The sequence below is a fragment of the Actinopolyspora sp. BKK2 genome, assembly GCF_011291845.1.
Classification (GTDB): Bacteria; Actinomycetota; Actinomycetes; order Mycobacteriales; family Pseudonocardiaceae; genus Actinopolyspora; species Actinopolyspora saharensis.
Map to the genome: position 1 here is coordinate 491,665 of NZ_JAANTE010000002.1, position 24,646 is coordinate 516,310.

Annotated in this window: 19 protein-coding genes; 16 read left to right on the top strand and 3 right to left on the bottom strand. The window is 69.0% G+C overall.

Annotation, left to right across the window (positions count from 1 at the left end; genetic code table 11):
- The first annotated feature begins 223 nt into the window (after positions 1 to 223).
- The 10 genes from eccCa to G9Q41_RS06195 all read left to right on the top strand — a co-directional run bounded on the left by eccCa (position 224) and on the right by G9Q41_RS06195 (position 14,860).
- Complete coding sequence (gene eccCa / locus G9Q41_RS06150; protein ID WP_165631840.1) at positions 224 to 4,267, top strand: type VII secretion protein EccCa; 4,044 nt, start codon at positions 224 to 226, stop codon at positions 4,265 to 4,267.
- A 239-nt stretch (positions 4,268 to 4,506) separates the two neighbouring features.
- A complete protein-coding gene (locus G9Q41_RS06155; RefSeq protein ID WP_165631839.1) occupies positions 4,507 to 6,441 on the top strand; it encodes a type VII secretion-associated protein in 1,935 nt (644 codons plus the stop codon).
- Between the two features lie 176 nt (positions 6,442 to 6,617).
- On the top strand, positions 6,618 to 6,932 hold the full coding sequence (locus G9Q41_RS06160) for a WXG100 family type VII secretion target (RefSeq protein ID WP_092526046.1): 315 nt from the start codon (positions 6,618 to 6,620) through the stop codon (positions 6,930 to 6,932).
- Between the two features lie 70 nt (positions 6,933 to 7,002).
- Positions 7,003 to 7,293, top strand: coding sequence for a WXG100 family type VII secretion target (locus G9Q41_RS06165; RefSeq protein ID WP_092526049.1), 291 nt, complete (start codon positions 7,003 to 7,005; stop codon positions 7,291 to 7,293).
- Between the two features lie 609 nt (positions 7,294 to 7,902).
- The gene (rplM, locus tag G9Q41_RS06170) at positions 7,903 to 8,349 is read left to right on the top strand and encodes a 50S ribosomal protein L13 (protein WP_017976767.1); all 447 of its coding nucleotides are present in this window, start codon (positions 7,903 to 7,905) and stop codon (positions 8,347 to 8,349) included.
- A complete protein-coding gene (rpsI, locus tag G9Q41_RS06175) occupies positions 8,346 to 8,873 on the top strand; it encodes a 30S ribosomal protein S9 (RefSeq protein ID WP_092526053.1) in 528 nt (175 codons plus the stop codon). Before rplM ends, rpsI begins: the two co-directional genes overlap by 4 nt.
- A 189-nt stretch (positions 8,874 to 9,062) precedes the next feature.
- The gene (glmM, locus tag G9Q41_RS06180) at positions 9,063 to 10,394 is read left to right on the top strand and encodes a phosphoglucosamine mutase (protein ID WP_092526056.1); all 1,332 of its coding nucleotides are present in this window, start codon (positions 9,063 to 9,065) and stop codon (positions 10,392 to 10,394) included.
- Between the two features lie 54 nt (positions 10,395 to 10,448).
- Entirely contained in the window at positions 10,449 to 10,616 is a 168-nt protein-coding gene (locus G9Q41_RS06185) for a hypothetical protein (RefSeq protein ID WP_165631838.1), read from the top strand.
- Between the two features lie 1,160 nt (positions 10,617 to 11,776).
- Positions 11,777 to 14,269: a WXG100 family type VII secretion target gene (locus G9Q41_RS06190; protein ID WP_165631837.1), complete on the top strand. Its 2,493-nt coding sequence runs from the start codon at positions 11,777 to 11,779 to the stop codon at positions 14,267 to 14,269.
- A 36-nt stretch (positions 14,270 to 14,305) separates the two neighbouring features.
- Positions 14,306 to 14,860 (top strand): hypothetical protein, encoded by a 555-nt coding sequence (locus G9Q41_RS06195; protein ID WP_165631836.1) that lies wholly within the window; start codon positions 14,306 to 14,308, stop codon positions 14,858 to 14,860.
- Positions 14,861 to 14,965: 105 nt separating this feature from the next.
- Here G9Q41_RS06195 and G9Q41_RS06200 read toward each other — a convergent pair whose 3' ends face one another.
- From G9Q41_RS06200 to G9Q41_RS06210, 3 genes are all read right to left on the bottom strand, one after another.
- The gene (locus G9Q41_RS06200) at positions 14,966 to 15,427 is read right to left on the bottom strand and encodes a hypothetical protein (RefSeq protein ID WP_165631835.1); all 462 of its coding nucleotides are present in this window, start codon (positions 15,425 to 15,427) and stop codon (positions 14,966 to 14,968) included.
- 299 nt (positions 15,428 to 15,726) lie between these two features.
- Positions 15,727 to 16,149 (bottom strand): hypothetical protein, encoded by a 423-nt coding sequence (locus G9Q41_RS06205; protein WP_165638170.1) that lies wholly within the window; start codon positions 16,147 to 16,149, stop codon positions 15,727 to 15,729.
- Positions 16,150 to 16,479: 330 nt separating this feature from the next.
- Positions 16,480 to 17,298, bottom strand: a complete 819-nt coding sequence (locus G9Q41_RS06210; RefSeq protein ID WP_165631833.1) for a dienelactone hydrolase family protein — start codon at positions 17,296 to 17,298, stop codon at positions 16,480 to 16,482.
- 124 nt (positions 17,299 to 17,422) lie between these two features.
- Between G9Q41_RS06210 and glmS the strand changes: the two genes are divergently transcribed.
- From glmS to G9Q41_RS06240, 6 genes are all read left to right on the top strand, one after another.
- Complete coding sequence (gene glmS / locus G9Q41_RS06215) at positions 17,423 to 19,282, top strand: glutamine--fructose-6-phosphate transaminase (isomerizing) (RefSeq protein ID WP_165631832.1); 1,860 nt, start codon at positions 17,423 to 17,425, stop codon at positions 19,280 to 19,282.
- A 207-nt stretch (positions 19,283 to 19,489) separates the two neighbouring features.
- A complete protein-coding gene (locus G9Q41_RS06220) occupies positions 19,490 to 21,043 on the top strand; it encodes an NAD(P)H-hydrate dehydratase (protein ID WP_165631831.1) in 1,554 nt (517 codons plus the stop codon).
- Between the two features lie 40 nt (positions 21,044 to 21,083).
- On the top strand, positions 21,084 to 22,229 hold the full coding sequence (alr, locus tag G9Q41_RS06225) for an alanine racemase (RefSeq protein WP_165631830.1): 1,146 nt from the start codon (positions 21,084 to 21,086) through the stop codon (positions 22,227 to 22,229).
- Positions 22,226 to 23,323 (top strand): alpha/beta hydrolase, encoded by a 1,098-nt coding sequence (locus G9Q41_RS06230; protein ID WP_165631829.1) that lies wholly within the window; start codon positions 22,226 to 22,228, stop codon positions 23,321 to 23,323. The genes alr and G9Q41_RS06230 overlap by 4 nt, the downstream gene beginning before the upstream one ends.
- On the top strand, positions 23,320 to 23,802 hold the full coding sequence (tsaE, locus tag G9Q41_RS06235) for a tRNA (adenosine(37)-N6)-threonylcarbamoyltransferase complex ATPase subunit type 1 TsaE (RefSeq protein WP_165631828.1): 483 nt from the start codon (positions 23,320 to 23,322) through the stop codon (positions 23,800 to 23,802). Before G9Q41_RS06230 ends, tsaE begins: the two co-directional genes overlap by 4 nt.
- A 237-nt stretch (positions 23,803 to 24,039) precedes the next feature.
- Positions 24,040 to 24,573, top strand: coding sequence for a hypothetical protein (locus tag G9Q41_RS06240; protein WP_165631827.1), 534 nt, complete (start codon positions 24,040 to 24,042; stop codon positions 24,571 to 24,573).
- The last annotated feature ends 73 nt before the right edge of the window (positions 24,574 to 24,646 follow it).

Genomic DNA, 24,646 nt, shown 5'->3' on the forward strand with positions numbered 1-24,646 from the left:
CATCCTGCCGCGCGACCCTTCTAGTATGGCGGCAACAGCCGCTTCGCGGGGTGGGTTTGGTCGAACTCGTCGACTCGGGTCCGGCACGGCTTCTCGTGCGCGGCTGCCCTGCGGCTGTGCCGCGAACCTCCACCCCGGCGGGGCTGGGAACACTGCCGGTTACAGAATGCTGCTTGCGCAGTTGACGTCAGATCGCCGACAACATGGAAGGGTGCCGCGTCCGGTGAGCACGCTGCAGTTCAAGCGACCGCCACGCATGGCCGCTCCCAAGCCGCCGGGCGGAGAGGTGCATCTCGAACCGCCACCGGAGATTCCGCGGGCGGTGCCGGGAAACATCGTGCAGAAACTCCTTCCGGCCATCATGATCGTGGCATCTCTCGGAATGATGGTTTTCATGCTTCAGCGGGCCAAGAGCAACCCGATGATGATGATGATGCCGATGATGATGCTGGTTTCCACCGTGGGCATGATGGCCGGTGGCAATCAGGGAGGCGGCCAGAGCAAGGCGGAGATGAACGAGGACCGCAAGGATTACCTGCGGTACCTCGGTCAGATGAGGGAGCGGGCGAGGCAGGCCGCGGAGGAGCAGCGGCTGGCTCGCACCTGGGTTCATCCCGAACCGTCCACGCTGTGGTCCATCGCGACGAGTCGCCGGATGTGGGAGCGCCGAACCGGGGACGGTGACTTCTGCCAGATCCGCGTCGGACTGGGGTCGCAACGGTTGGAGACGCGCCTGGTTCCGCCGCAGACCGGTCCCGTCGACGAGTTGGAGCCGATCACCACGCTCGCGCTGCGTCGCTTCGTCCGGGCCCACTCGCTGGTCTCGGAGCTGCCCGTGGCGACCTCCTTGCGTGGTTTCGCCGCCGTCGGGTTGCAGGGGGAGCGGGAGCTGACCCGCGGTCTGACGCGTGCGTTGATCGCCCAGCTGGCCACTTTCCACACTCCCGACGACGTGGTCATCGCCGTGGCCAGCGGGGGGCGTTCCCGCGCGGAGTGGGACTGGGTCAAGTGGCTGCCGCACTCGCAGCACCCGGAGCTGACCGACGGGATCGGCCAGCAGCGGTTGATGGCCGGTTCCCTGCGGGCCATCGAGGACATGCTCGCCGACCAGCTGGAGGGCAGGCCGCGGTTCAACAGGAACAACGCGCCCCCGGACGGACCGCACGTGGTGATCGTGCTCGACGACGCGGAGATCAGCCGCGAGGAGCAGATCATGCTGGAAGGCGGGATGACCGGTGTGACCCTCATCGATCTGTCCGATGTGCTCGGTGCTGTCACGACCAAGCGCGGCATGCGCATGGTCGTGGAGCAGGACAGGGTCGGCGCGCGCAGCGGCAACAACGTCGAGTGGTTCGGCGTGCCCGACTCGATGAGCAAGGAGGAGGCGACGGCGCTGGCGCGGCAGCTCTCGCCGTACCGCATGGTCGCCCGCACCCAGACGGAGACGGAGAGCGGCGGTCAGGAACCGCTCACCACCCCGCTGAACTACATCGAGCAGCTGGGACTGAGCGGGGACCCGATCTCCTTCGACCTCAACGAGGCCTGGCGTCCGCGCCCGATTCCCGAGCGCTACAAGGTGGCCATAGGTCCGGGCGAGGACGGTCAGGTGGTTTCCCTGGACATCAAGGAGACCGCTTCGGGCGGCATGGGCCCCCACGGGCTGTGCATCGGGGCGACGGGTTCCGGCAAGTCGGAGTTCCTCCGCACGATCGTGCTCGGGTTGATGGCCACCCACTCGTCGACCGCGCTGAACTTCGTGCTGGTCGACTTCAAGGGTGGTGCCACGTTCAACGGTTTCGAGGCGGCTCCGCACGTTTCGGCCACCATCACCAACCTCGCCGACGACCTGACCCAGGTCGACCGCATGCAGGACGCCCTCGCCGGGGAGATGAACCGGCGGCAGGAGGAGCTGAACAAGGCGAAGGTGAAAAACGTCTGGGACTACGAGGAGGCCCGGCAGGCCGGGGCCGATCTGGCCCCCATGCCGGCCCTGTTCGTGGTGATCGACGAGTTCTCCGAGCTGTTGACGACCAAGCCGGAGTTCTCCGAGCTGTTCAACATGATCGGGCGGCTCGGTCGTTCGCTGCAGGTGCACCTGCTGCTGGCCTCGCAGCGCCTGGAGGAGGGCAAGCTGCGCGGTCTGGAGTCGCACCTGTCCTACCGGATCGGTCTGAAGACCTTCAACGCCTCGGAGTCCAGGGCGGCCATCGGTGTTCCCGACGCGGGCGACCTGCCCGCCACCGGTGGGCACGGTTACCTGAAGCATCCCGGGGGCATGGACCGGTTCCGGGCCGCCTACGTCTCGGGGCACATGCACCAGGGGGGTGGACGGCGCCGCACGGTGGCGGCCTCCCCGGTGACCGGTGAGAAGCGGCCGCGGTTCTTCGTGCCGGACTACATCGAACCCCCGGCGGAGCCGGAGCAGCCCGTCGAGCCGGAACCGGAGCCGGAGGGCGAGACCGGTGTCGACAACGACGGTGACGGGCTCCCGGACACCGACTTCCAGCTGGTGATCAACAAGATGCAGGGGCAGGGGCCGCCCGCGCACCAGGTGTGGTTGCCGCCCCTGGACGCTCCGCCCACTCTGGACAGTGTGCTTCCCCCGCTGTCCGCCACGGAGGAGCGCGGCTACACCCCCGTGGGCAATGCCGGCAACGGCAAGCTGCAGGTTCCGGTCGGCATCATCGACATGCCCTACCAGCAGCGCCAGGACCACATGATCGTCGATCTCGGGGGCGCCAACGGGCACGGCGCCGTCGTGGGCGGTCCGCAGTCGGGCAAGTCCAACCTGCTGCGCACGTTGGTCGCCTCGATGGCGCTGACGCACACCCCGCAGGAGGCGCAGTTCTACTGCATCGACCTGGGCGGTGGCTCGATGGCCGCGCTGCAGAACCTGCCGCACGTCGGTGGGTTCGGCGGGCGCAGGGACCAGGACGTGGTGCGGCGCACCGTCGCCGAGCTCAAGCAGCTGGTCACCGAGCGCGAGGTTCGCTTCCAGCAGCTCGGCATCGACTCGATGGCCGACTTCCGCAACCGCAAGCGTCAGGGCAAGATCACCGACGACGCCTACGGGGACGTCTTCCTGGTGATCGACGGCTGGGGCGCCTTCCGGAACGACTTCGAGACCCTGGAGCAGGAGGTGCTGGAGCTCGCCTCGCAGGGCCTGACGTTCGGGGTCCACGTGTTCGTCTCCGCCAACAGGTGGGCCGAGATCCGTCCCGCGCTCAAGGACCTGATCGGGACCCGCTTCGAGCTCCGGCTCGGTGACCCGAGCGAGTCCGAGGTGGACCGCAAGGTCGCCGTCAACGTGCCCTCCGGAAGGCCCGGTCGCGGGCTGCACCCGAGCAAGCTGCACTTCCTGACCGCCGTGCCCCGGGTGGACAGCGAGAACCTCGGGGACCGCGTCGGTTGGCAGGCCTACAACGAGGACCTCTCCGACGGCGTCGCCGACCTGGTCAACAGGGTGCGCAGTTCCTGGCAGGGCAAACCGGCCCCCAAGGTCCGGCTGCTGCCCGACGTGCTGTCCTACGACCAGCTGCCCACCCCGGAGCAGCAGCCCAAGTCGCGGCTGGTTCCGATCGGCATCAACGAGGACGGCCTGCACCCGGTCTACCTCGACTTCGACGCGGAGCCGCACTTCTACGCGTTCGCGGAGCGGGAAGCGGGCAAGACGGCGCTGCTGCGCACCATCGTGCGCGGTATCGCCACCCGCTACACCCCGCAGGAGGCGTTGATCCTGCTGGTGGACTACCGGCGCACCATGCTCGGCTTCCTCGACTCGGGGCACCTGCTCGAGTACGCGGTTTCGGCCGATCAGCTGCGCAGCAACATCAACGACGTGTGCAACGCGTTGAAGAAGCGCCTCCCGGGGCCGGACGTCACCCAGGAGCAGCTGAAGAACCGCTCCTGGTGGTCGGGTCCGGAGCTGTTCGTGGTCGCCGACGACTACGACCTGGTCGCTCCCACGTCGGGCAACAACCCCATGCAGCAGCTGTCCGAGTTCGTCCCCCAGGCCAGTGACGTCGGGCTGCACGTGGTTATCGCCCGCAACTCCGGTGGTGCGAGCAGGGCGCTGTTCGAGCCGGTGCTGGGCAAGATGCGGGAGGCCTCGGCTCCCGGCCTGGCGATGAGCGCGAACAAGGAAGACGGGCAGTTGGTGGGCAACATCAAGTCCCGCCAGCTTCCCCCGGGACGGGGGACCCTGGTCAGTCGCAGTCTCAAGGGCGGTCCCCAGCTCATCCAGACCGCCTACATCGAGCCGGACTGACGGGCTTCGCGGTGCGGGCCGCCGGGTGCGCGTCCCGGTGGCCCGCTGCCCGCTTTCCGCCGGAACGCGGCACGGGCGCGGGTTCCGTTCGGCGCGGCGCGGTCGCTCGGATCCGGGTCGGATCGCGCCAGTCGGCCACCGTCCCGCACCGACGAGCTCTGTAGAGTTCCGACGGGTCGACACTTCGCCACGTGGCGGTGTCGCAGGCACCGGACGGGCGACGGTGGAAGGAGTTGCGCGTGACCCTGCACGTCGCTGTGGACTTCGGCACCTCGAGCACCTGCACCGTCGTCTCCCGCGACGGCGGTGAACCGCACGTCGTGGCCGTCGACGGGCAGCCGCTGGTTTCCTCGGCCGTGTTCGCCGCGGAGGACGGCGCGCTGTTCGTGGGGCAGGAGGCGGAGCGGCAGGCCGCCGTGGACCCGGCCCGCTTCGAACCGCACCCGAAGCGGCGGATCGACGAGGGGGAGCTGCTGCTCGGTGAAACCGTGCTCACCGTCGTCGACGCCGTTCGAGCCGTGCTGGACAGGGTCGTGGAGGAGGCGCGGCGCCACGCGGGCGGTGCCGGGGTGGACCTGCTGGTGCTGACCCACCCCGCGGAGTGGGGTGCCGTGCGGACCGATCGACTGCGCAGGGCCGCAGGCGGCATGGGCTCCGAGGTCGTGCTGGTTCCCGAGCCGGTGGGGGCCGCGGTGTTCCACTCCGCCGGTTACGGGCTGCCCGAGGGGGCGGCGCTGGCCGTGCTCGACCTCGGCGGAGGGACGGTGGACGCCAGCCTGGTGCGCAGGTCCGGGGACGGCTTCCGGGTGCGGGCCACCCGCGGTGAACCGGACTTCGGCGGGGCGGACATCGACCAGGCCCTGCTCGAGCACATCGGCGGCATCGCGGAGCCCTCCGATCCGGAGGCCTGGCGAGAGCTCGTCGAGGGCGGGGACATGGTCGACCGCAGGCGCAGGAGGGTGCTGCGTCAGGACGTTCGGGGAGCCAAGGAAACGCTGTCCAGGCACAGCTACACCGATGTTCCGCTGCCTCCGCCGTTCTCCGACGCCCACGTCACCCGCTCGGACCTGGAATCGCTGATCGTCGATTCGCTGGGCGGGGTCGTCGAGCTGGTTCGGGAGGTGCTGCGGGAGGGCGGGGTGACCGCGGACGAGCGGGCCGGGGTGTTCCTCGTCGGCGGGTCGAGCAGGGTGCCGCTGGTGGCGCGGTTGATCCACGAGCGGCTCGGAACAGTACCGACCACTTTGGACCAACCGGAGACCGTGGTCGCACGCGGCGCGCTGCGCGCGGTGCGCACGGATCCAGGTCACGGGCGGACCAGTACGTTGCGGATACCGGGTGGCTCCGCGACGGGCGCGGAGTCCCCGCGGGGCGGGCCCGCTCCACCGGTGCGCGATGGACGAGGGCGCGGATCCGCGGCCCGCGCGGTGCCCGCGGCATCGGGACCGACCCGAGCGGCTCCCACGAGCCCGCCCCTTCGGCATCTCCCGAGCGCTCGGGGCGCACCGGGAGGGCCGAACGTCGCGGGGTCGGAAGACCCGACCACGCGAGTGCCCGCCGGAACCGGTTCCGGGCGGCGCTCCAGGACCGCGCGGTGGATCGGGGGCTCCGCCGTCGTGCTGCTGCTCGGGATCACGGCCGCGCTGAGCTGGGTGTTCCTGCCCCGCTTCGGGGGCGGGACCCTCTGGGGTGGTGCGGAGCGCTCGCCCGCGAGTCGGGAGAGCGGGGGGCCGAACGGCCGCGCGGTGCGCTACGGCTACGAGTTCGAGTACCCGAAGGGTTGGCACCAGGGCGGGGGATCTCCCGAGCTGTGGGAAACGCGCATCCGTCCTCCCGGATCGGGGCCGGATCCGAACCGGCTGATCTCGGTTCGCGCGGGTGAGCTGAACTACGACGTCGAGGCCGGACGTGAGCGCTCGGTACGTGAACTGCGCGGCAGCTTCGACAGGCGCGTGTCCGAAGGGGACGATCTGTCCGGGTTCGAGCCGGACGGTGAGTTCGCGGGGCAGCGGGTCGTCCACTACGAGGAGCGCCTCGGAGAGGCCGTTGTGGACTGGTATCTGCTGCACCGCGGGCACATCCGGATCAGCGTCGGGTGCCAGTACGGGCCGTCGCGCGGGGAGCCGGTTCGGAGCGCCTGCGCGCAGGTCGTGCGCACCGTGGCCGTCCGGTGAGGCGTTGCTCACTTCCGGACGCGGGACCGCGCTCGCACGGGGTCGCCCGGGACCGGAAGTATTTACATGAGCAACGTGATCGAACGAAAACCGGGACACGACGGAACCGTGTCTGGCAATGTTTGCGTCGGAAGTTCGATCGATCTTTTGACCACAGTTCGAAGGGGGTTGTCCACATGGCCGAGGGATTCGGTACCGACTCGGAGTTGATGCAGAAGTCCGCGGCTCAGGTCGAGGAGGTCCGCAACAACGTCGACCAGGCCGTGAACAAGCTGCAGAGCGAGATCGACCCGGTCATCGCCTCCTGGCACGGCAACGCGAGCCGGACCTTCCAGAAGCTGATGGACCAGTTCCGCGAGAACGCGAGCACCATCACCACGCAGCTGCAGGAAATCAGCGACAACATCAAGAGCTCCGGGCAGGACTACGCCCAGCGCGACGAGGAGCAGGCCGCCGAGGTCTCCAAGATCGAGGGCATGCTCAACGGCTGAGCGATTCCCTGTCACCTCACCGGAGATTTTTCGTCCGTCGGGTTGATCACGTAGAGGAGAGGGTGTAACCATGCCGGAAATTCAGGTTAACTTTGGCCAGCTCAGCGCGGGTGCGGAGAGCTTGAACCAGGCCGCTACCAAGATCCAGTCGGAGCTGGACGAGCTGGAGCAGATGCTCAAGCCGCTGATCGAGACTTGGGACGGTGCGGCCAAGGAGCAGTACTACGAGGCCCAGCGCAAGTGGACCGAGTCCGCGCAGAACATGCGCGAGATCGCGGCCAAGATGGGGATGGCCGTCAACGCGGCCAACGAGTCCTACCAGGCCGGGGAGCGGGCCAACGCCGCGAAGTTCGGCGGCTGACGACCGGGGCTCTTCTCCGCTCGCGGGTTCGTGAGCGGGTGTCCCGGCATCGGGTGGCGTCCCGGAACGACGTCGGGGCCGTCCTCGCGAGAGCACCACGGGAGAACCCGCGGTCACTCGGCCTGGCAGCGTGGTTGTTTCGGCGCTGCCCGCGCCGAAGGAAGGCCCGAGCCGACCGAGGATCCGAGCGGAAAGCATCGGTGACCGCCGCGCGTGCCCCCTGGATCGCAACGGGATCCAGGGGGCACGTCTCGTCCGGTGACACCGTCCGATACCATGAGTTCGGTGCTGAAGGCAGGTCCAAGCGGTACCGTCGGCAGCGAGAGCCCCTCGCGGGGCTTTGAGGGGACCCGTTTTGACCCGTTCGTCAGCCACCGAGTACTCTCATCCGTTGTTGTGCGGTGGGTGTGCACGACCGCGAGATGATTCGACGACCGACTGACGCGGTATGCCCCGGGGGTGACCCGCCGGAGGTTGCGGTCTCGGTCACTTGTGGGATGTGCTTGGTTCCCACGGGGTGAATCGGATCGCGATCCGCCCCGACGTAATGGGCGACGGGACACGACTGCCGCACCGAGATTCCAACGCGAACGACGACGAGGTAGACCCGTGCGCACGTACAGCCCGAAGGCCGGCGAGGTGACCCACGCCTGGCATGTGATCGACGCCGAGAACGTGGTGCTCGGCCGGCTGGCCACCCAGGCCGCCACGCTGCTGCGTGGCAAGCACAAGCCGACCTACGCTCCGCACATGGACACCGGCGACTTCGTCGTCATCGTCAATGCCGACAAGGTCGCCCTCACCGGGAAGAAGCGCGATCAGGCCTTCGTCTACCGGCACAGTGGTTATCCCGGCGGCCTGAAGAAGCACTCCTTCGGCGAGATGCTCGACAACAAGCCCGAGCGTCTGCTGGAGAGGACGATCAAGGGCATGCTGCCCAAGGGCAAGCTCGGCCGCGCGATGGGCAAGAAGCTCAGGGTGTACGCCGGGCCGGAGCATCCGCACCAGTCGCAGCAGCCGCAGCCCTTCGAGATCGAAACGAGGGCCAAGAAGTGACCGAGGGATACGAGGAAGAGCACGTGAGCACTCCAGAGACCGACGAAGCCCCGGCTCCCGAGGTCCTCGATGCAGAGGTCCCGGCGGACGAGCCGGCTCCTGAGGCCTTCCCGCAGGAGATGGCACCGATTCCGTCCGGCAGGCCGATCCAGACCGTCGGGCGGCGCAAGACGGCGATCGTGCGGGTTCGGCTGGTTCCCGGGACCGGTCGGTTCGTCCTCAACGGCAAGTCGATGGACGAGTACATGCCGAACCGGGTGCACCAGAACATCGCCCGCGAGCCGCTGGAGCTGTTGGAGCGCACAGAGGGCTTCGACGTCTTCGCCAACCTGACCGGTGGCGGGCCTTCCGGTCAGGCCGGTGCGCTGCGGATGGCCATCGCCCGCGCCCTGGTTGCCTACCAGCCGGACGACCGTCCCACGCTGAAGAAGGCGGGCATGCTCACCCGCGACCCCAGGGCCAAGGAACGTAAGAAGTACAGCCTCAAGAAGGCCAGGAAGTCCCCGCAGTACAGCAAGCGGTGACTTTTCCGGGCCCGTCGTGGTCGGCGGGCCCGCCCCTTCCGGTCGGGCGCGCTCGTGTTGCGGCTCTCCGGAAGACGAGGAACTCTGTGGGAGCAGTCTCCGCCCGTCGGGCGGGAGGCTGCTCCCGCAGTATTTGGTCCGGAGGCACCCGGCCGCGTGGGCGCGCCGTGATTCAGCAGGAGGAAACGGTTGTCCCGTCTGTTCGGCACCGACGGTGTACGTGGTCTCGCCAATGCCGATCTCGGCCCGGAGCTGGCGATGTCGCTGGCGAGCACCGCCGCGCGGGTTCTCTACGAGCGGGACGACTCCCGGCGGCGCGTCGCGCTGGTGGGGCGGGATCCCCGGGCGAGCGGTGAGATGCTCGACGCGGCCGTGACCGCGGGGCTCGCCTCGGCCGGTGCGGACGTGCTGCGGGTCGGTGTGCTGCCGACCCCGGCCGTGGCGCAGCTGGTCGCCGACACCGGTGCCGATCTCGGGGTCATGATATCGGCTTCGCACAATCCGATGCCGGACAACGGCATCAAGTTGTTCGCCGCGGGCGGGCACAAGCTGCCCGACGCGATCGAGGACGAGATCGCCGCGCGCCTGGACGAGACGTGGGGCCGGCCGACGGGTGAGCACGTGGGCAGGATCCGCGAGCTGCCCGATGCGCTGGACCGTTACGTCGATCACCTGCTGAGCTCGACCTCGCGTTCCCTGGACGGGCTGCGCGTGGTGGTGGACTGCGCGCACGGTGCTGCCGCGCAGGCGGCTCCGGAGGCCTATCGCAGGGCCGGTGCGGAGGTCGTCGCGCTGCACGCCGAACCGGACGGGGTCAACATCAACGACGGGGTCGGTTCCACCCGCCCCGAGCGGCTGCAGGAAGCCGTGGTCGAGCACGCGGCCGACCTGGGGATCGCGCACGACGGGGACGCCGACCGGTGCATGGCGGTGGACGCCTCCGGTGCGCTGGTCGACGGTGACCGGATCCTGGCCGTGCTGGCGTTGGCCATGCGCGACGCGGGTGAGCTGACCGAGGACACCGTGGTGGCCACGGTGATGAGCAATCTCGGGTTGCACCTGGCCATGCGCGAGAACGGGCTCAAGCTGCGCACCACGGCGGTGGGGGACCGCTACGTGCTGGAGGAGTTGCGCGCGGGCGGATTCGCTCTCGGCGGGGAGCAGTCCGGTCACATCGTGCTTCCCGGGCACGCGACCACCGGAGACGGCCTGCTCACGGCATTGCGCCTGATGGATCGCATGGTGAGCACGGGTAGTTCGCTGGCCGAACTGGCCGCGTCCATGACCCGGTTGCCGCAGAGCCTGGTCAACGTGTCGGTGACGGACAAGACGACCGCTGTCCACGCCCCCGCCGTCGCCGAGGCCGTGGCGAACGCGGAGGCTGAGCTGGGTGAGCACGGTCGGGTGCTGCTGCGCCCCTCGGGAACCGAGCAGCTCGTGCGCGTGATGGTGGAGGCGCCGACGGCTGACCGCGCGCGGAGCACGGCCGAGCAGTTGGCCGAGGTCGTTGGCTCGATCTGATGAATATGTGATCCAAGTCTCGCTTGGCGGGCTTTTGTGTGAGACCCTTCACACATGGGTGCCATCGTTTTCACCATGTTGATCGCACTGTTCGCAGTCGGGCTGGTAGTGGGCCTCGTGGTCCTGGCGGCTTTCGCCGTGGCCGGTGCCAAGGCGGCGACCTTGGCGCAGGACGGCGGAACCTGGGTGCTTGAGCACTGGCCGCGTCGTGCGAAACACTGAGAGCCGAGTCGTTTCCGCTGCTCCCGTTTCGGCGGAGGTGTCGCTCGGCCATGCGCTATTTCCTCGGTGACCTGCTCTACGTACTTTTCCTGCCCGTCGCCGTGATGGTGATCGGCGCGATCCTCGTGGTCGTGCTCGTCTGATCATCAGTTCCCTCGTTTCCGATAGGATGCTGCGCACTGCGTGAAGCTCTCGGAGGGGGTGCGTGATGGACGGCCGGGAATTACTGCTGCCCCTGGTTGTGCTGGGGACTCCGGGAACGGTGCTCGCGCTCGTGGTGCGCTGGGAGCGAAGGAGCGAGTGGCTGAGCAACGGGCCTCAGCAGGCCCAGTACTGCGGAGTCCAGCCGGCCCAGTACTGCGGCCAGCCCGGGTACTACTACCAGTCCGGGGATGTTCCCCAGGTCGCGTCGCCGTATCAGCAGCAGCCTGCCCAACAGTGGCAGCAACCCCGCTGGCGGGCGAACCAGCAGAACGGGCCGAGCCCTGCCCCCTCCACGGCGGCATCGAGTCGCTCCTGCATTTCGAAGCCTTTGCTCGTGCAATCGCCTGTCCAAGTGAAAACACCGAATCCTGGCGATCTGGGATGATCAGCGGGAAGTATTCGGTGTAATCCGTGATTCGGAGCACGAAGTCGTGACGAGCGCGTGAGTTGTCTAGGGGGAGGACGTTATGGGGTCACCGGAAAAACCCGCGAGTTATGACGACGGATTGATGAAGCACGTCGCGGGCAGTACGCGCAACTTGGCCGACGCCCTGAACACAGGGATGAAGCTTGCTAAGTCGATCGAATCGGGAAACGGTACTTTCGGTCGGATAGGTGAGGAAATCGGAGTGGACAGGGCCTTCGAGACTGCCTGCAGCGGATTCGAGCACTCGTTGGGGCAGGCCCGTGCGCACATGGAGAATTTGGCGGACAACGTCGAATCCTCGTTGAAGGAAATGCAATCACGGGACGAGTCGGCGGCAGAGGGTATATCCAAGTCCGGGGAGGGGATGTAAACCGTGGTAGCGGGAGGCGACAGCACAGTACACGCCAGAAATCTCGATGAAAGCCAGTCGAAGGATGATTCCGAGTCGTCGAACCGGTCCGATTCGGGGTCGGGGTCTCCCGAAACCTCCGATTTTCATCTGGACAAGCTGAAAGAGCTCGAGGACTCCATGCGCCACGAGGCGTGGGGCAGGGTTTTCAAGAAGTGGCGCGAGCACGAGGGTGCGGCCAGGAAGTACCCCGCCTCGGAGTACGCGGTCTACGGTACCGGGTCCAACGAGGCGTACGAGCTGCCGAGACTGCGCGGCATAAAGTGGGGGATGCTCGAGTCCGCCTCGGGGAAGCTCTCGGAGCTGGCGAGCAACAGGGAGGCCTGGGAGGGGCATCTGAGCTCGCTGGACAAGCAGCTGGACCAGGCCTGGCAGGGCAAGGCCGCGGATGCGGCTCGCGAGCAGTACCTGGCCGTCAAGAAGCCGCTGAACGAGTACTGCGACATCCTGGAAAGGACCAGCAGGGCTCTGGACACGGCGGTGCGGGTTCCGCGCGAGGAGATCGGCCCCGGTGGCCTGTCCGATTTCAAGGACAAGAGCAGGTTCTTCCAGCACTACGGCAATGACGACCAGTCCGAGGACATTCTTCAGGACATCGCGGGGATGGAGAAGGTGATAAACGAAGGGTACTCGATTTCCTTGAGTGCTCTGGTGAACTCGGAAAAAACTCCCTTCGATCAGCTCGCGGAAAGAAAAGTACGGGAGAAGATGGGGGAGGGTGACAGTAGTTATGATGACAAGACGATATCCTTGACCTGGGAAGATCTCCGACTTTCCGGGGCGCCGGCGTGCCGGGGGACATTTTGGAGCCAGACTCCGAGCAATGAGCGGATCAAGTGGCTGGACACTTTCTGCGGTTGGTACGCGCACGACGTCAAGCAGCTGCGCAAACAGATTCACGAAGCCTACACGAATACCGAGAGCGCCTTCACGGAGCTGAAGAAGCAGCTGGACAAACTTGACGGGGAGACGCTGACGAACCTGGACGACTCCGACTCCGGAGCCACGGAGAAGTCCCGGAACGAGGGAGGGCAGGACCGGCAGGATACGCGGGGAACCGGATCCGGACCGGGGAGCGACTCTCGTACCGACGGCTCCGGTGGTGTCGGAAACGGTTCTGGCAGCGGCGGCACCGCCGGGACCGCCGGAGCACCGGGCGGGTCCGGTGCCACGGAGCGGGGTGGAGTGTCCCCGGGCGACGTGCCGAGATCGGGTGCCGGTGCTGGAACGGACGCCGGTGCCGACTCCGAACAGGGGATGGAACAACAGGGACCCGGCGTTTCGAGCGGTTCGGCGAACTCCGGAGACGCTCTCTCCCGGGATGAGGTGACTTTCGGTGAGGGAACGGATCGGATAACGGTTCGGGAACCATCCCCGGAGGGGAACGCTCAGGTCACCCTGCTCGACGAGCAGGGAAGGGAGCGGACCTACGAGATCGCCTTCGACGACTCCCAGGAGGAACGGCCCACCTCGGAGGCAGGAACGGTGCGGGAAACCACCTCAGGAGGTGGGGGAGAGGGGATGCGCGCCGGGACGCCGTTGACTCCCGGCGGAGCGGAAGCCCCGACTCCGGATGAGAGCGAGGGGCAGCGGACGATGCCTGGCCAGTCGAGGGAAACGATCGGAGATCAGCCCGGTGGTTCCGTCCCGGACGCTGTCGAGGAGGTGACCACGATTCGCCCGAACGAGGACGGAACCGCGGTCATCGAGCAGGGTGACCGGACCATTGAAGTGGAGCGGACCCCGGACGGGCAGCTGCAGCTCTCCGTGGACGACGGAGGCGATCAGCCCCCCGAGACCAGGACCGTGGACTTCGGGCAGGACAGCGGTTCCGCGGAAGCGCCCGGTTCCGCATCCGCCAACGCGGCGGCAGAGCAGCCCGCTGCTTCCGGCCAGAACGCGCAGCAAGCGAACGGCACGACCGCGCAGCCGAGCGGCGACGGCGCACAGCGCGCGGCTGCTTCCGCCGCGAGCGGTGCGGGTGGCGCCGCGGGCCCGGCGGTGGACGCCGCGAGCGGGATGCCGAGCTCAGCGGGGGAGACGGGCGGAGGCGAGACCTACGCGCAGCCGACCTCCGCGCCCTCGGACGGGGGTGTTCAGGCGACACCGAACGGATCGCAGAGCGCGGATCCGCTCGACACGCCCGCGCAGACCACTTCGCAGTGGGCCGGGGACAACATGTTCACCGAGTCCCAGTCCGATTCCGGTCCGCGCCGCACGTTCACCGCCTTCTCCGGCGATCTGTTCAGTTCCCCGGAGGACAGCGGGGGCAGCGTGTGGGGCGAGCGCCCGAACAACAAGGTGGGCGAGGTCTCCGGATCGGCGGGCTTGCCGGGTATGGAGGACGGTTCGAGCCGGACGGAATCCCAGGGATCGACCGGTCTGGCCTCCATGGGCGAGTCCGGTGGGTCGGGACAGAACGATCAGGGGTCCGGACGTGGCGGAATGATGCCCATGGGAGGCATGGGTGGCGGTGCTGGACAGCAGGGTGGCGACGAGGAACGCAGCAACGACAGCCCGTGGCGCACCGAGGGGAACCTGTTCGACGACGGCATCGACACCTCGGCCAACTGGAAGTACAGCGCCGTGCTGGGGGACCAGGAGGGCAAGTGACCGCCAGGTATTGCCACTGATCATGTGGAGTTCGTGATGGACAGTTCGGGAATGTCGACCGCCGAGCTCGAAGCCGTGCTGGAGAAGTCACGGCTTCGCAGGCGGGAGCTGGAAAGCGAGTACGAGGCGGAAGCTGCTGCCGTTCAGGCCGAGGTGGACGAGCGAGAACGGCTTTTTCGGGAGCAGGAAGAAGAGGCCGCACGTGCACGGGAGGAGCAGCGTGCTGCCGAGCAGGCTGCTCTGGGGGCGCGTGCTCGTCAGGAGCAGATCCTCATCGGTGAGCAGGAGGAGGAAGATCCGTTCGCCGATCAGGTGTTGAGAAGTGGTTTCGACGGGACCGCACCCGGGGCTACCGGTGAGCGTGCCACTGCGGAACCGCCTGCGGATCGGAGCGTCCAGGCCGGCCGCTTCGGCAGAGCTCCGGAAGGAGCTGAGGGGCCGCGAACGGGACAATCGGTTTCCGCTCCACCACCAGCTCCGGCGACGGCTACTCCTCCGCCCGCCGCCCCGACGCCTCCGCGGCGGCGTCGTTCCTTCGAGGACGACTGGGACGACGACGAGGACTTCTCCCAGCGCAGCTGGTTGCAGTGAGTTCGGGGGCCGCGTGGTTCCCGGTTCGCGAGCTCCTGCTTCGCGGACCGGGAACCCGAAGAGCGCTCGGAAGCTGGTCCTGGCGTGCTACGGAGGCGCTTCGGATCAGTATCCGGTGGAGCCCCCGTAAGGGGACCACGGCGTGGCTTTCACCGGTTTCGGAGGCAATGCCCGCAGGGTGGACGGGAGCAGTGCCAGTATCGGTGGTCCTGTGCAGAGATAGAACATCACACTCTCCAGGAGGTCCAGCGGAGGACGGAACAGGGAGTACCAGAAACCTCGGAGGACTCCGGGCCCCATGCTAACCACCAGCAGCGCTGTCCCCGTGCTGATCAGCACCGCGACAGCGGGTACGAGTGCGGAACGCCTACGTGTCAGCAGCAGGGCCGCCAGCACGAACAACAGCAGTCCGTTCAGCACCCAGCCGATGACCAGCACGGATTGCGTTACATCGTAGAGCAGTGTGCCGGAATCTCGACTGATCAGCTGTATGAGGCCTGCGATTCTCGGGACGCTGAGCACGCTCAGGCAGAGCGCGCTGAGCAGCGTGATGCTCGCGATTATCACGGTTCGGGCTCTGCCCGGGGTTTTCCTCCTGGACTGGGGGCGATTCTGCGCTCCGGTGGGGGTGTGCCAGGGCTGCTGTCCGTACTGCGCCGCCGGGGGGACGGCTCCGGGGTAGTGTGGCCACTGCTGCTGACCCGCTGCTGGGTACGGCGGGGGCTGCTGGTGTCTCGCGGGATCGTTCGGTAGCGGTTGTGGTGATCCGTACCGCGGTTGTGGTGTGTTCATGGTCTGGCCGTTCCAAGGAGTCGTGCGGAATGGGTGGCGCCGGATCGGGAGCTCTCCCGTGCTCCTTCAGTTTCTCAGTTTTGGGGCCGGTCGAGGGGAACGGCAGGAGCAGGCGGAGGTTCTGCTCCGCGCAGCGCATTCCGCACTCCGGGGACGAACACCAACAGAGCGGGGACGAGTGGGAAGAGCGTCACGTTGAGCAGCTGTGTGACCAGGCTGTTCAGCAGAACTGTGCTCCTGTCCGAGTACCAGTGGAAGATCATTTCGCCTGCATGGCTCACGTAGGACAGCACGAGAACGATGATTCCGGCCGTGGCGAGGAGAAGTGCCTTTTTGGAACGTTTGAGCAGTAGGAAGGACAGCGTCATCAGCGCGATTCCGCTCGCCAGCAGGAGCAGGCTCTGGAAGTGGTTGAAGATCTCCGTTGACACGGAGCGGTGGTACTCACGGTCACTGTAGTTGATCCAGTAGTTCAACACCGTGTCGTAGAGGGACATGGACAACTCGCGTAGTCCTGCTACGGCACCCCAGACCGCGGCGACCAGGAGCAGTGGTCCGGCCGTTTCCGGGGGAGCGCTTTGCTGCTCGGAAACGCGGTGATCTGACCCGTCGTGCGCTCGGCCGGGGTGGAAATCCCCAGGGAGGGGTGCCTGCCCTGGGGGAGGCTGTGCTCTACCCCACGGTTGTGGATGAGGGGCGATACCACCGGCGGGTGGCTGCTGCGGGCCGTGTGGTCCGTGAGGTGATTGCGGCGTGCTCATAGTTGGCCATTGTGGATGAATCGCTTCGGATTCCGGGACGATCCTCCCGAATCACCGCCACCGGTTTCAGGCCGCGGCCAGTGCTCCCGTGCTGTGCTGCTCGTCGATGCTCGACCCTCCGACGTCGGAGGACAGCAGCACCTGCCCCCGCTTGTCCCCGACGAGCGTGCGCAGGAAGAACGCCGTAAGCAGCGCTCGGGACAGCCGTTGCGTGCCGTAGTGCGACTTGCCCTGCAGCAGCAGTTCGCTCCAGTGCCTGCCTTCCGTGAAACCGAGGTGCCCGGCCTTGCGCAGGCTCCGCAGCTGCACCGGCCCGCCCCAGGCGGAGGAGATCGGCTCCGCGTTGCCCCGGGCGGGGGCGAGCAGGTCGTTCTCGGCGGCCAGCTGCAGTCCGGGCACCGTGACCTGCCGTGCCGCTCCGATCGCTGAGGGCATGGTCTCGGCGGGGGCCATGCCGGCCACCGCGCGGACGCGGGGGTCCTCGGCGGCCGCCAGCACCGCGCAGCCCGCGCCCATCGCGTGTCCGGCGACTCCGAGCTTGCGCTCGTCGACGCTGATCCCGCCTTCGCCGAGTCGTACCCCGACGCAGACGTCGAGCGCGGTGCGCAGATCGGCGGCGAACATCCGGTGCGAGGCGAACGGCCCCGTGTGGGTGGCGGGAGCGGCCACCACGAATCCCCAGGAGGCCAGGTGGCGCAGCAGCCGGACGTAGCGCCGGGGTGGCTGCAGCCAGCCGTGCCCGAACGCGATGGCGGCCAGCCCGCGCCCGCTGCGCGGTGCGCACACGACGCCGGGCAGTCCGATCAGCGCGAGATCCCCGTGCAGTACGTCGTGCGGTCCGCGCTCGGCGAGCTCGTGCAGCACCTTCTTGGCGTTGTGGGCCATGGCTCGCAACGGTAGCGGATGTTGCTCGCGCACCGTGCCAGCGACCGGTCGGACGGGTGCTCCGTCACCCGGCTGGTGGATGCGTATCAGGTTCAGACCACATCTCGTGGCTATGCTGAGTCGAGTGTGCGGCATTGTGGGTTACCTAGGACATCGCCCTGCTCTCGACGTGGTGCTTCAAGGGCTGCGGCGACTGGAGTACCGCGGCTACGACTCCGCGGGCATCGCCCTGCTGAACGGCTCCGACTCGTTGGCGGTCGAGCGTTCCGCGGGAGCGCTGTCGAACCTGGAGGAGCGGCTCGCCGCCTCCGACCGCGAACACTTCGCGGGGAGCGGCGGCATGGGGCACACGCGTTGGGCCACGCACGGGGCCCCGAACGATCGCAACGCCCATCCGCACCGCGACCACTCGGGACGGGTCGCGGTGGTGCACAACGGGATCATCGAGAACTTCGCGGCGTTGCGCGCCGAGCTCGAGGCCGACGGGGTCGAGCTGAGCAGCGACACGGACAGCGAGATCGTCGCTCACCTGATCGCCCGGGCCTACGAGGCGGGCGAGACCGCCGGTGATCTCCCCGCCACCCTCGGCAGGATCGCCGATCGCCTGACCGGTGCGTTCACCCTGGTGGTCACGCACGCCGCCGAGCCGGAGCGGATCGTCGCGGCCCGGCGCTCCTCGCCCCTGGTGGTGGGGGTCGGTGAGGGTGAGACCTTCCTGGCCTCGGACGTGGCCGCCTTCATCGAGCACACCAGGGACGCGGTCGAGCTCGGCCAGGACCAGGTGGTCACCATCACCAGGGAGGGCTACCGGGTCACCGACTTCGCAGGCGCCGAGGTGGAGACCAAGCCCTTCACCGTGGACTGGGACCTGTCCGCGGCGGAGAAGGGCGGTCACGACTACTTCATGCTCAAGGAGATCGAGGAGCAGCCGGAGGCGCTGGCTAACACGCTGCGCGGGCACTTCTCCGACGGGGTCGTCCTCGACGAGCAGCGGCTCAGCGAGCAGGACCTCAGGGACATCGGCAAGGTGTTCGTCGTGGCCTGCGGAACCGCCTATCACGCCGGGTTGCTCGCCAAGTACGCGATCGAGCACTGGTGCCGGATCCCCGTCGAGGTCGAGCTGGCCAGCGAGTTCCGCTACCGCGACCCGGTGCTCGGGCGGGACACGCTGGTCGTGGCCATCTCCCAGTCCGGGGAGACGGCCGACACCCTCGAGGCCGTTCGCCACGCGCGCACCCAGCACGCCAGGGTGCTCGCCATCAGCAACACCAACGGGGCGCAGATCCCGCGCGAGTCGGACGCCGTGCTCTACACCCACGCCGGTCCGGAGATCGGGGTGGCGGCGACCAAGACGTTCCTGGCCCAGATCGCGGCCAATTACCTGGTGGGGCTGGCGTTGGCCCAGGCGCGGGGCACCAAGTACGCCGAGGAGCTCGAGCGCGAGTTCGAGGAGCTGGCGGCCATGCCGGAGGCGGTGCGCTCCGCCCTGTCGACGGTGGGGAAGACGCGCGAGCTGGCCGCGCGGTTCTCCGAGTCGAAGGCGGTGCTGTTCCTCGGCAGGCACGTGGGGTATCCGGTGGCTCTGGAGGGAGCGCTCAAGCTCAAGGAGCTCGCCTACATGCACGCGGAGGGGTTCGCGGCGGGCGAGCTCAAGCACGGGCCGATCGCGCTGATCGAGGAGGGGCTGCCCGTGGTGGTGAACATGCCCTCGAACAAGGGGAGTTCGCAGCTGCACGCCAAGCTCGTGTCCAACATCCGCGAGATCCAGGCGCGCGGCGCGCACACCATCGTCATCGCCGAGGAGGGCGACGACGCGGTCCGCCCGTTCGCCGACGAGCTCATCGAGGTGCCCGCCGTGCCCACGCTGCTGCAACCGCTGGTCTCGGCGGTCCCGCTGCAGGTGCTGGCGGCCGAGGTCGCGCGCAACCGCGGGTATGACGTGGACAAGCCGCGCAATCTCGCCAAGTCGGTGACCGTGGAGTAGTCCTTTCCGCGATTCACGGCGGAGCTTTGCGTGGCGGCGCCGACTGCTCGGGCTCGTAAGCGCTTGCTTCGCTGGCCCGTCGATCACCCGGCCTGGTGAGCACTCGCCCTGCCCGCGCGGACACTAAACTTCCAGGACGACCCGAGCGAGAGCGGTCGGGTCGGGGACTCGCCCGAAGCGCCTCGGAAGGATCTGAAGGAGCAGCCCATGCGCGGAGTGTGGACACCGGACCGGATCAGGGCCGCGGAGGAGCGGTTGTTCGAAACCGTGGCGGAACCGGTGGTCATGCGCCGCGCCGCGCACGGGGTGGCCCTGCACGTGCGGCGGCTGCTCGGCGAGCGCGCGGGCGCCGTCGCGGGCAGGCACGTGACGCTGCTCGTCGGGGCGGGCAACAACGGTGGTGACGCGCTCTGGGCCGGTGCGCTGCTGCGCGGTCGCGGGGTCGGGGTCACCGCGGTGCTGCTCGCCCCCGACAGGACGCACGGCGAAGGCCTGCGCGCGCTGCGCGCGGCTGGTGGTCGCGCCCTGGAAGCGGAGGGCGAGTCCGGTCTGACCGCGGAGGCCGTCGGGGCGCTGCACCGTGGCGACGTGGTCGTCGACGGGGTGGTGGGGCTCTCCGCGCGCGGCGGGCTGCGGCCGCTCGCGGCGGAAGCGGTGGAACACGTCGCGGCCCCGGTGGTGGCGGTGGACCTGCCCAGCGGGGTGGATCCGACCACAGGGCTGGTCGGGGGAACCGCGGTCTCCGCCGAGGTGACGGTCACCTTCGGTGGGCTCAAACCGTGCCACGTGCTCGAGGCGGGGCGGGAGCGCTCCGGCCGGGTGCGGCTCGTCGATATCGGCCTGACCCCTTACCTGGACGAGCCGGACCTCGGGGTGCTCGACCCCGAGGACGCCGGTGGTGCGTGGCCCGTCCCCTCCGCGGAGGACGACAAGTACAGCCAGGGCGTGCTCGGGGTGGCCGCCGGTTCGGCCAACTTCCCCGGGGCCGCGGTGCTCACCGCCGGAGGGGCCGTGCGGGCCGCCTCCGGGATGGTCCGCTACGCGGGGCCCGCCGCCGACGCGGTGCGGGGGAGCTGGCCCGAGGTCGTGGCCACCGGGTCGGTCGGGGACGCGGGGCGCGTGCAGGCGTGGTCCGTCGGACCGGGGATCGGCACGGGGAGCAACGGGCGCGAGGTGCTGGCCAGGGTCCTGGAGGAGGGCAGACCGGTGGTCGCAGACGCGGACGCGATCACCCTGCTCGCCCGCGACGCGGCCCTGTGGGACGCGCGGGACCCGGACGCCCCGCTGGTGCTCACCCCGCACGACGGGGAGTTCGCCAGGCTGGCCGGGGAGCACCCCGAGGACAGGGTGGCGGCCGCGCGCGAGGCGGCCCGGCGCTACGACGTGCTGCTGCTGTTGAAGGGCAACTCCACGGTCGTGGCGGCGCCCGACGGGCGGGTGCTGGTGCACCCCTCCGGGCAGGCCTGGCCGGCCACGGCCGGTTCGGGGGACGTGCTCACCGGCGTGCTCGGCAAGCTGCTGGCCGCCGGTGTGGACCCACTGTGGGCCTGCGGCTGCGCCGTGCTGGTGCACGCCAGGGCCGCCGAGATCGCGGCCGCCGGGGGCGTCGAGCGCGGTGGGCGGGCTCCCCGCGTGGGAGGTGCCGAGCGGGACCTCGCGGAGCCGCCGGTGGGGGCTCCGATCGGCGCCTCGGCGTTGCTGGCCGCCGTGCCGGCCGCGATTCGCGAGGTTCGTGCCGCCGCGACCGGTTCGGCGAGGTAGAAACCGACAGCGCACCGGTGTTGTGCGACCATGAGCCGCGATGAACGACCAGGCCGCGCACCGTGCCGATGTGCGCATCGATCTAGCCGCGATCCGGCACAACGTGGGGACGCTGTCCGACCGCGCTCGACGTTCCGGGGCCCGGACGATGGCCGTGCTCAAGTCCGACGGCTACGGGCACGGAGCGTCGGCCGTGGCCTCGGCGGCGCTGCGCTCCGGGGCCGAGTGGCTGGGCGTGGCCTCGATAGCCGAGGCGCTGCAACTGCGCGCCGACGGTGTCGAGGCCCCCGTGCTGTGCTGGCTCTACCTCCGGGAGGACGACGTCGCCGCCGCCGTGTCCGCCGGCGTGGACCTCTCCGTGTCCAGCTCGCGGGAGTTGAACGCGGTCGTGGAGGCGGTCGGTGCCGTCGGCGGACCCGCCCGGATCCACCTCAAGATCGACACCGGTCTGCACCGCAACGGCGCGCTCCCCGAGGACTGGGGCCGGCTGGTCGAGGAGGCGGCCAAGGCCGAGGCCGACGGGTCGGTGGAGGTCTTCGCGGTCTGGTCGCACCTGGCCTGCGCCGACGAACCCGGGCACCCCTCCATCGACATGCAGGCCCAGCGGTTCCGGCTGGCCCACCAGCAGGCGGTGGACGCGGGGTTGCGCCCGCTGCGCCACCTGGCGAACTCGGCCGCGCTGCTCACCCGGCCCGACCTGCACTTCGACATGGTCCGTCCCGGCATAGCGCTGTACGGGCTGGATCCCGTTCCCCAGGCGGGGGCCCACGACCTGCGCCCGGCCATGACCTTCCGGTCCACCGTGGTGCTGACCAAGCGGATCCAGGCGGGGGAGGCAGTCTCCTACGGGCACGTGTGGGTGGCTCCCGCGGAGACGAACCTCGCCCTGGTCCCGGTCGGCTACGCCGACGGGGTTCCCCGTTCGCTGTCCGGGCGCATGTCCGTCTGGTTGCGGGGCAAGCGTCGTCCCGTGGTCGGCAAGGTGTGCATGGACCAGCTCGTGGTCTGCTGCGATGACGACGAGGTCGAGGAGGGCGACGAGGTCGTGCTGTTCGGCCCGGGGGACGACGGCGAGCCCACGGTCGCCGAGTGGGCTCGTGAGGTGGGCACGATCCACTACGAGATAGTCACCGGCATGTATCGCCCCAGGGTGAGCAGGACGCTGGTCGCGGAGGAGGCGGCATGAGGACCCGGCGGGCGCTGGCCTGGTCCGCCGGCGTGCTCGGTGCCGCGGTGACCGGCACCGCGGTGAGCCTCGCCTCCCGGGGCGCGCGGGGAACGGCACCGGGCGGGGACGACCGCGGTGCGGTGCCGCCGGACGAGTCGGACTCCGTCCGCAGGTCCACGGTCGCCGCCGACGACGGGGTTCCGCTGTCGGTGTGGGAGGTGAAGCCTGCCGACGGGGGGCGGGCCGAGCTGACCGTGGTCCTGGTGCACGCCTACAGCCTGGACTCGCGCTGCTGGCGCTTCCAGTGCGCGGAGATGCCGCTGTCGACCGATCCCCGGGTGCGGCTGGTGCTCTACGACCAGCGCAGCCACGGCCGCTCCGGCCGTTCCACGCGGGCCAACAGCACGATCGAGCAGCTGGGCAGGGACTTGGACGCGGTGCTGCGCGCGACTGCGGGAGGTGGGCCGGTCGTGCTGGTCGGCCACTCCATGGGGGGAATGGCGATCATGGCGCTGGCCGAGCAGCGCCCCGAGCTGTTCCGCCGGTGGGTGCGCGGTGTGGCTCTGCTCGGGACCTCGGCCGGTGAGGTGGGCGCGAGCGGGCTGCCCCGGCCGTGGTTGTCCAAGCACAACCCGGTCACCAGGACGCTGGGGGCGTTGGCCGGTTGGCAGCCCGGCCTGGTGGAGCAGGTCCGCCGCACCGGTGCGGGGGTGGCGCGGAGCCTGGTTCGCGGGCTGGCCTTCGGGGGTCGGGAGGTGAGCGCGGAGCTGGTCGACCTGACGGACGCGATGATCGCGGGCACCACGGTGGAGACCGTGACGGACTTCCTGGACACGCTCGGCTCGCACGACCGCAGGGCCGCGTTGGCCGGGCTGCGGTGCTGCGAGGTGCTGGTCCTCGCCGGTGACGCCGACCGGCTCACCCCCTTCGCCCACTCGGAGGCGATAGCGGCCGAGCTGCCCGAGGCCGAGCTGGTCCGGGTCGAGGGGGCCGGGCATATGGTGGTTCTCGAGCGGGCGGAGCTGGTCACCGCCCGGTTGGGAGATCTGGTGCGGCGCGCGGCGCGGAGAGCGCGGGCCGCGGATTCCGCGGAGAAGGTGAGCGGCAGTTGACTTCCGATTCTGCGACCTGGACTTTCGAGCTGGCGACCGAGGAGGAGACCGGGCGCTTCGGCGCCGCGCTCGGGGCGCTGCTCGTTCCGGGCGACCTCGTGCTGTTGGACGGTCCGCTCGGGGCGGGCAAGACGGTGCTCGTGCGTGGGATAGCCACCGGCATGGGGGTGGAGGGGCGGATCACCTCGCCCACCTTCGTGCTGGCCCGGGAACATCACCCCGCGGACTGGCGGGGCACCCCGCTGGTTCACGTGGACGCCTACCGGCTCGCTTCCCTGGCCGAGCTCGACGATCTGGACCTGGACACGGAGCTGACCGAGGCCGCCGTGGTGGTGGAGTGGGGTGGTGGTTTCGCCGAGCGGCTGTCCGAGGACCACCTGCTGGTTCGGATGAGCCGCCGCGGGGACGACACGCGCGAGCTCTCCCTGCTGCCGCAGGGGCGGCGTTGGTGGGACCGGTTGCCGCCCGCCTTCGAGTGAGTCGATTCCCTCAGGTGGAGGAGTGCGACGGGGGCGTCGCGGAATGATTCTCCCCGAAAAGGGACGAATCGTATCGCGGCGTCCCTGTTTTTTGCCGCGAAAATCGATTGCCCGATCGGGTTGTTTTGATGTGACTTGTTTCACCATCGATGAACCATTCTGCTCGAATTGGCGTCCTCCGGGGCGAAATTCGATCGAACAGATCGTTCCGAAATTTCGCGACAGGGAGTTCTTTTCGTGAGACGTTCGACGATTACCACCAGTATCGCCGCTGCCCTGCTGGCAACGGGGGCGATGGTGAGCACGGCCTTCGGTTCCACGGCCGCGACGCAGAACGAGCAGGATTCCTCGCGGTCCGCCGCGCCGGTTTCCTCGTGCACTGCCGGGGATCTGTCCATCGACATCACCAAGGACCCGCACGGCGGGGCCGGGCAGCAGGCCTTCGCGGTGCACTACACCGCAGCCGACGCGGACACCCACTGCGTGATGCAGGGATTTCCCACCAGCGTGAGGTTCTACCAGCCCAACGGTGAGATCGCGACGGGGATTTTCGCCACCGCGGAGCACACCGTGGCCGAGCCGGTCACCATCGACGCCGATCACTCGGGGGTGTCCTACTTCCTCCAGCCCGCGACCGGACAGCACAACGCGGTCGGCTCGGTCGAGTTCCGGGCGCCCACCGGTGTCCAGCGGAACCACGTCGAGGTGGCCTGGCCCGACGAGCCGGTGCACGGTGCCGATCTGAAGGTCACCCCGGTCAGCCAGGCCTGACTCCGCCACCTCCGTCGCTCGTCCGACGGAGAGCACTGCCACGACGGCGCCCCGAGACCGCCCGCGGATCTCG

Bases quoted from the DNA above. Each gene is read 5' to 3' on its own strand.
- G9Q41_RS06160 (WP_092526046.1), top strand. From the start codon at position 6,618: ATGGCCGAGGGATTCGGTACCGACTCGGAGTTGATGCAGAAGTCCGCG.
- G9Q41_RS06165 (WP_092526049.1), top strand. From the start codon at position 7,003: ATGCCGGAAATTCAGGTTAACTTTGGCCAGCTCAGCGCGGGTGCGGAG.
- G9Q41_RS06185 (WP_165631838.1), top strand. From the start codon at position 10,449: ATGGGTGCCATCGTTTTCACCATGTTGATCGCACTGTTCGCAGTCGGG.
- G9Q41_RS06190 (WP_165631837.1), top strand. From the start codon at position 11,777: ATGCGCCACGAGGCGTGGGGCAGGGTTTTCAAGAAGTGGCGCGAGCAC.
- G9Q41_RS06195 (WP_165631836.1), top strand. From the start codon at position 14,306: ATGGACAGTTCGGGAATGTCGACCGCCGAGCTCGAAGCCGTGCTGGAG.
- G9Q41_RS06205 (WP_165638170.1), bottom strand. From the start codon at position 16,149: ATGTCCCTCTACGACACGGTGTTGAACTACTGGATCAACTACAGTGAC.
- G9Q41_RS06210 (WP_165631833.1), bottom strand. From the start codon at position 17,298: ATGGCCCACAACGCCAAGAAGGTGCTGCACGAGCTCGCCGAGCGCGGA.
- G9Q41_RS06220 (WP_165631831.1), top strand. From the start codon at position 19,490: ATGCGCGGAGTGTGGACACCGGACCGGATCAGGGCCGCGGAGGAGCGG.
- alr (WP_165631830.1), top strand. From the start codon at position 21,084: ATGAACGACCAGGCCGCGCACCGTGCCGATGTGCGCATCGATCTAGCC.
- G9Q41_RS06230 (WP_165631829.1), top strand. From the start codon at position 22,226: ATGAGGACCCGGCGGGCGCTGGCCTGGTCCGCCGGCGTGCTCGGTGCC.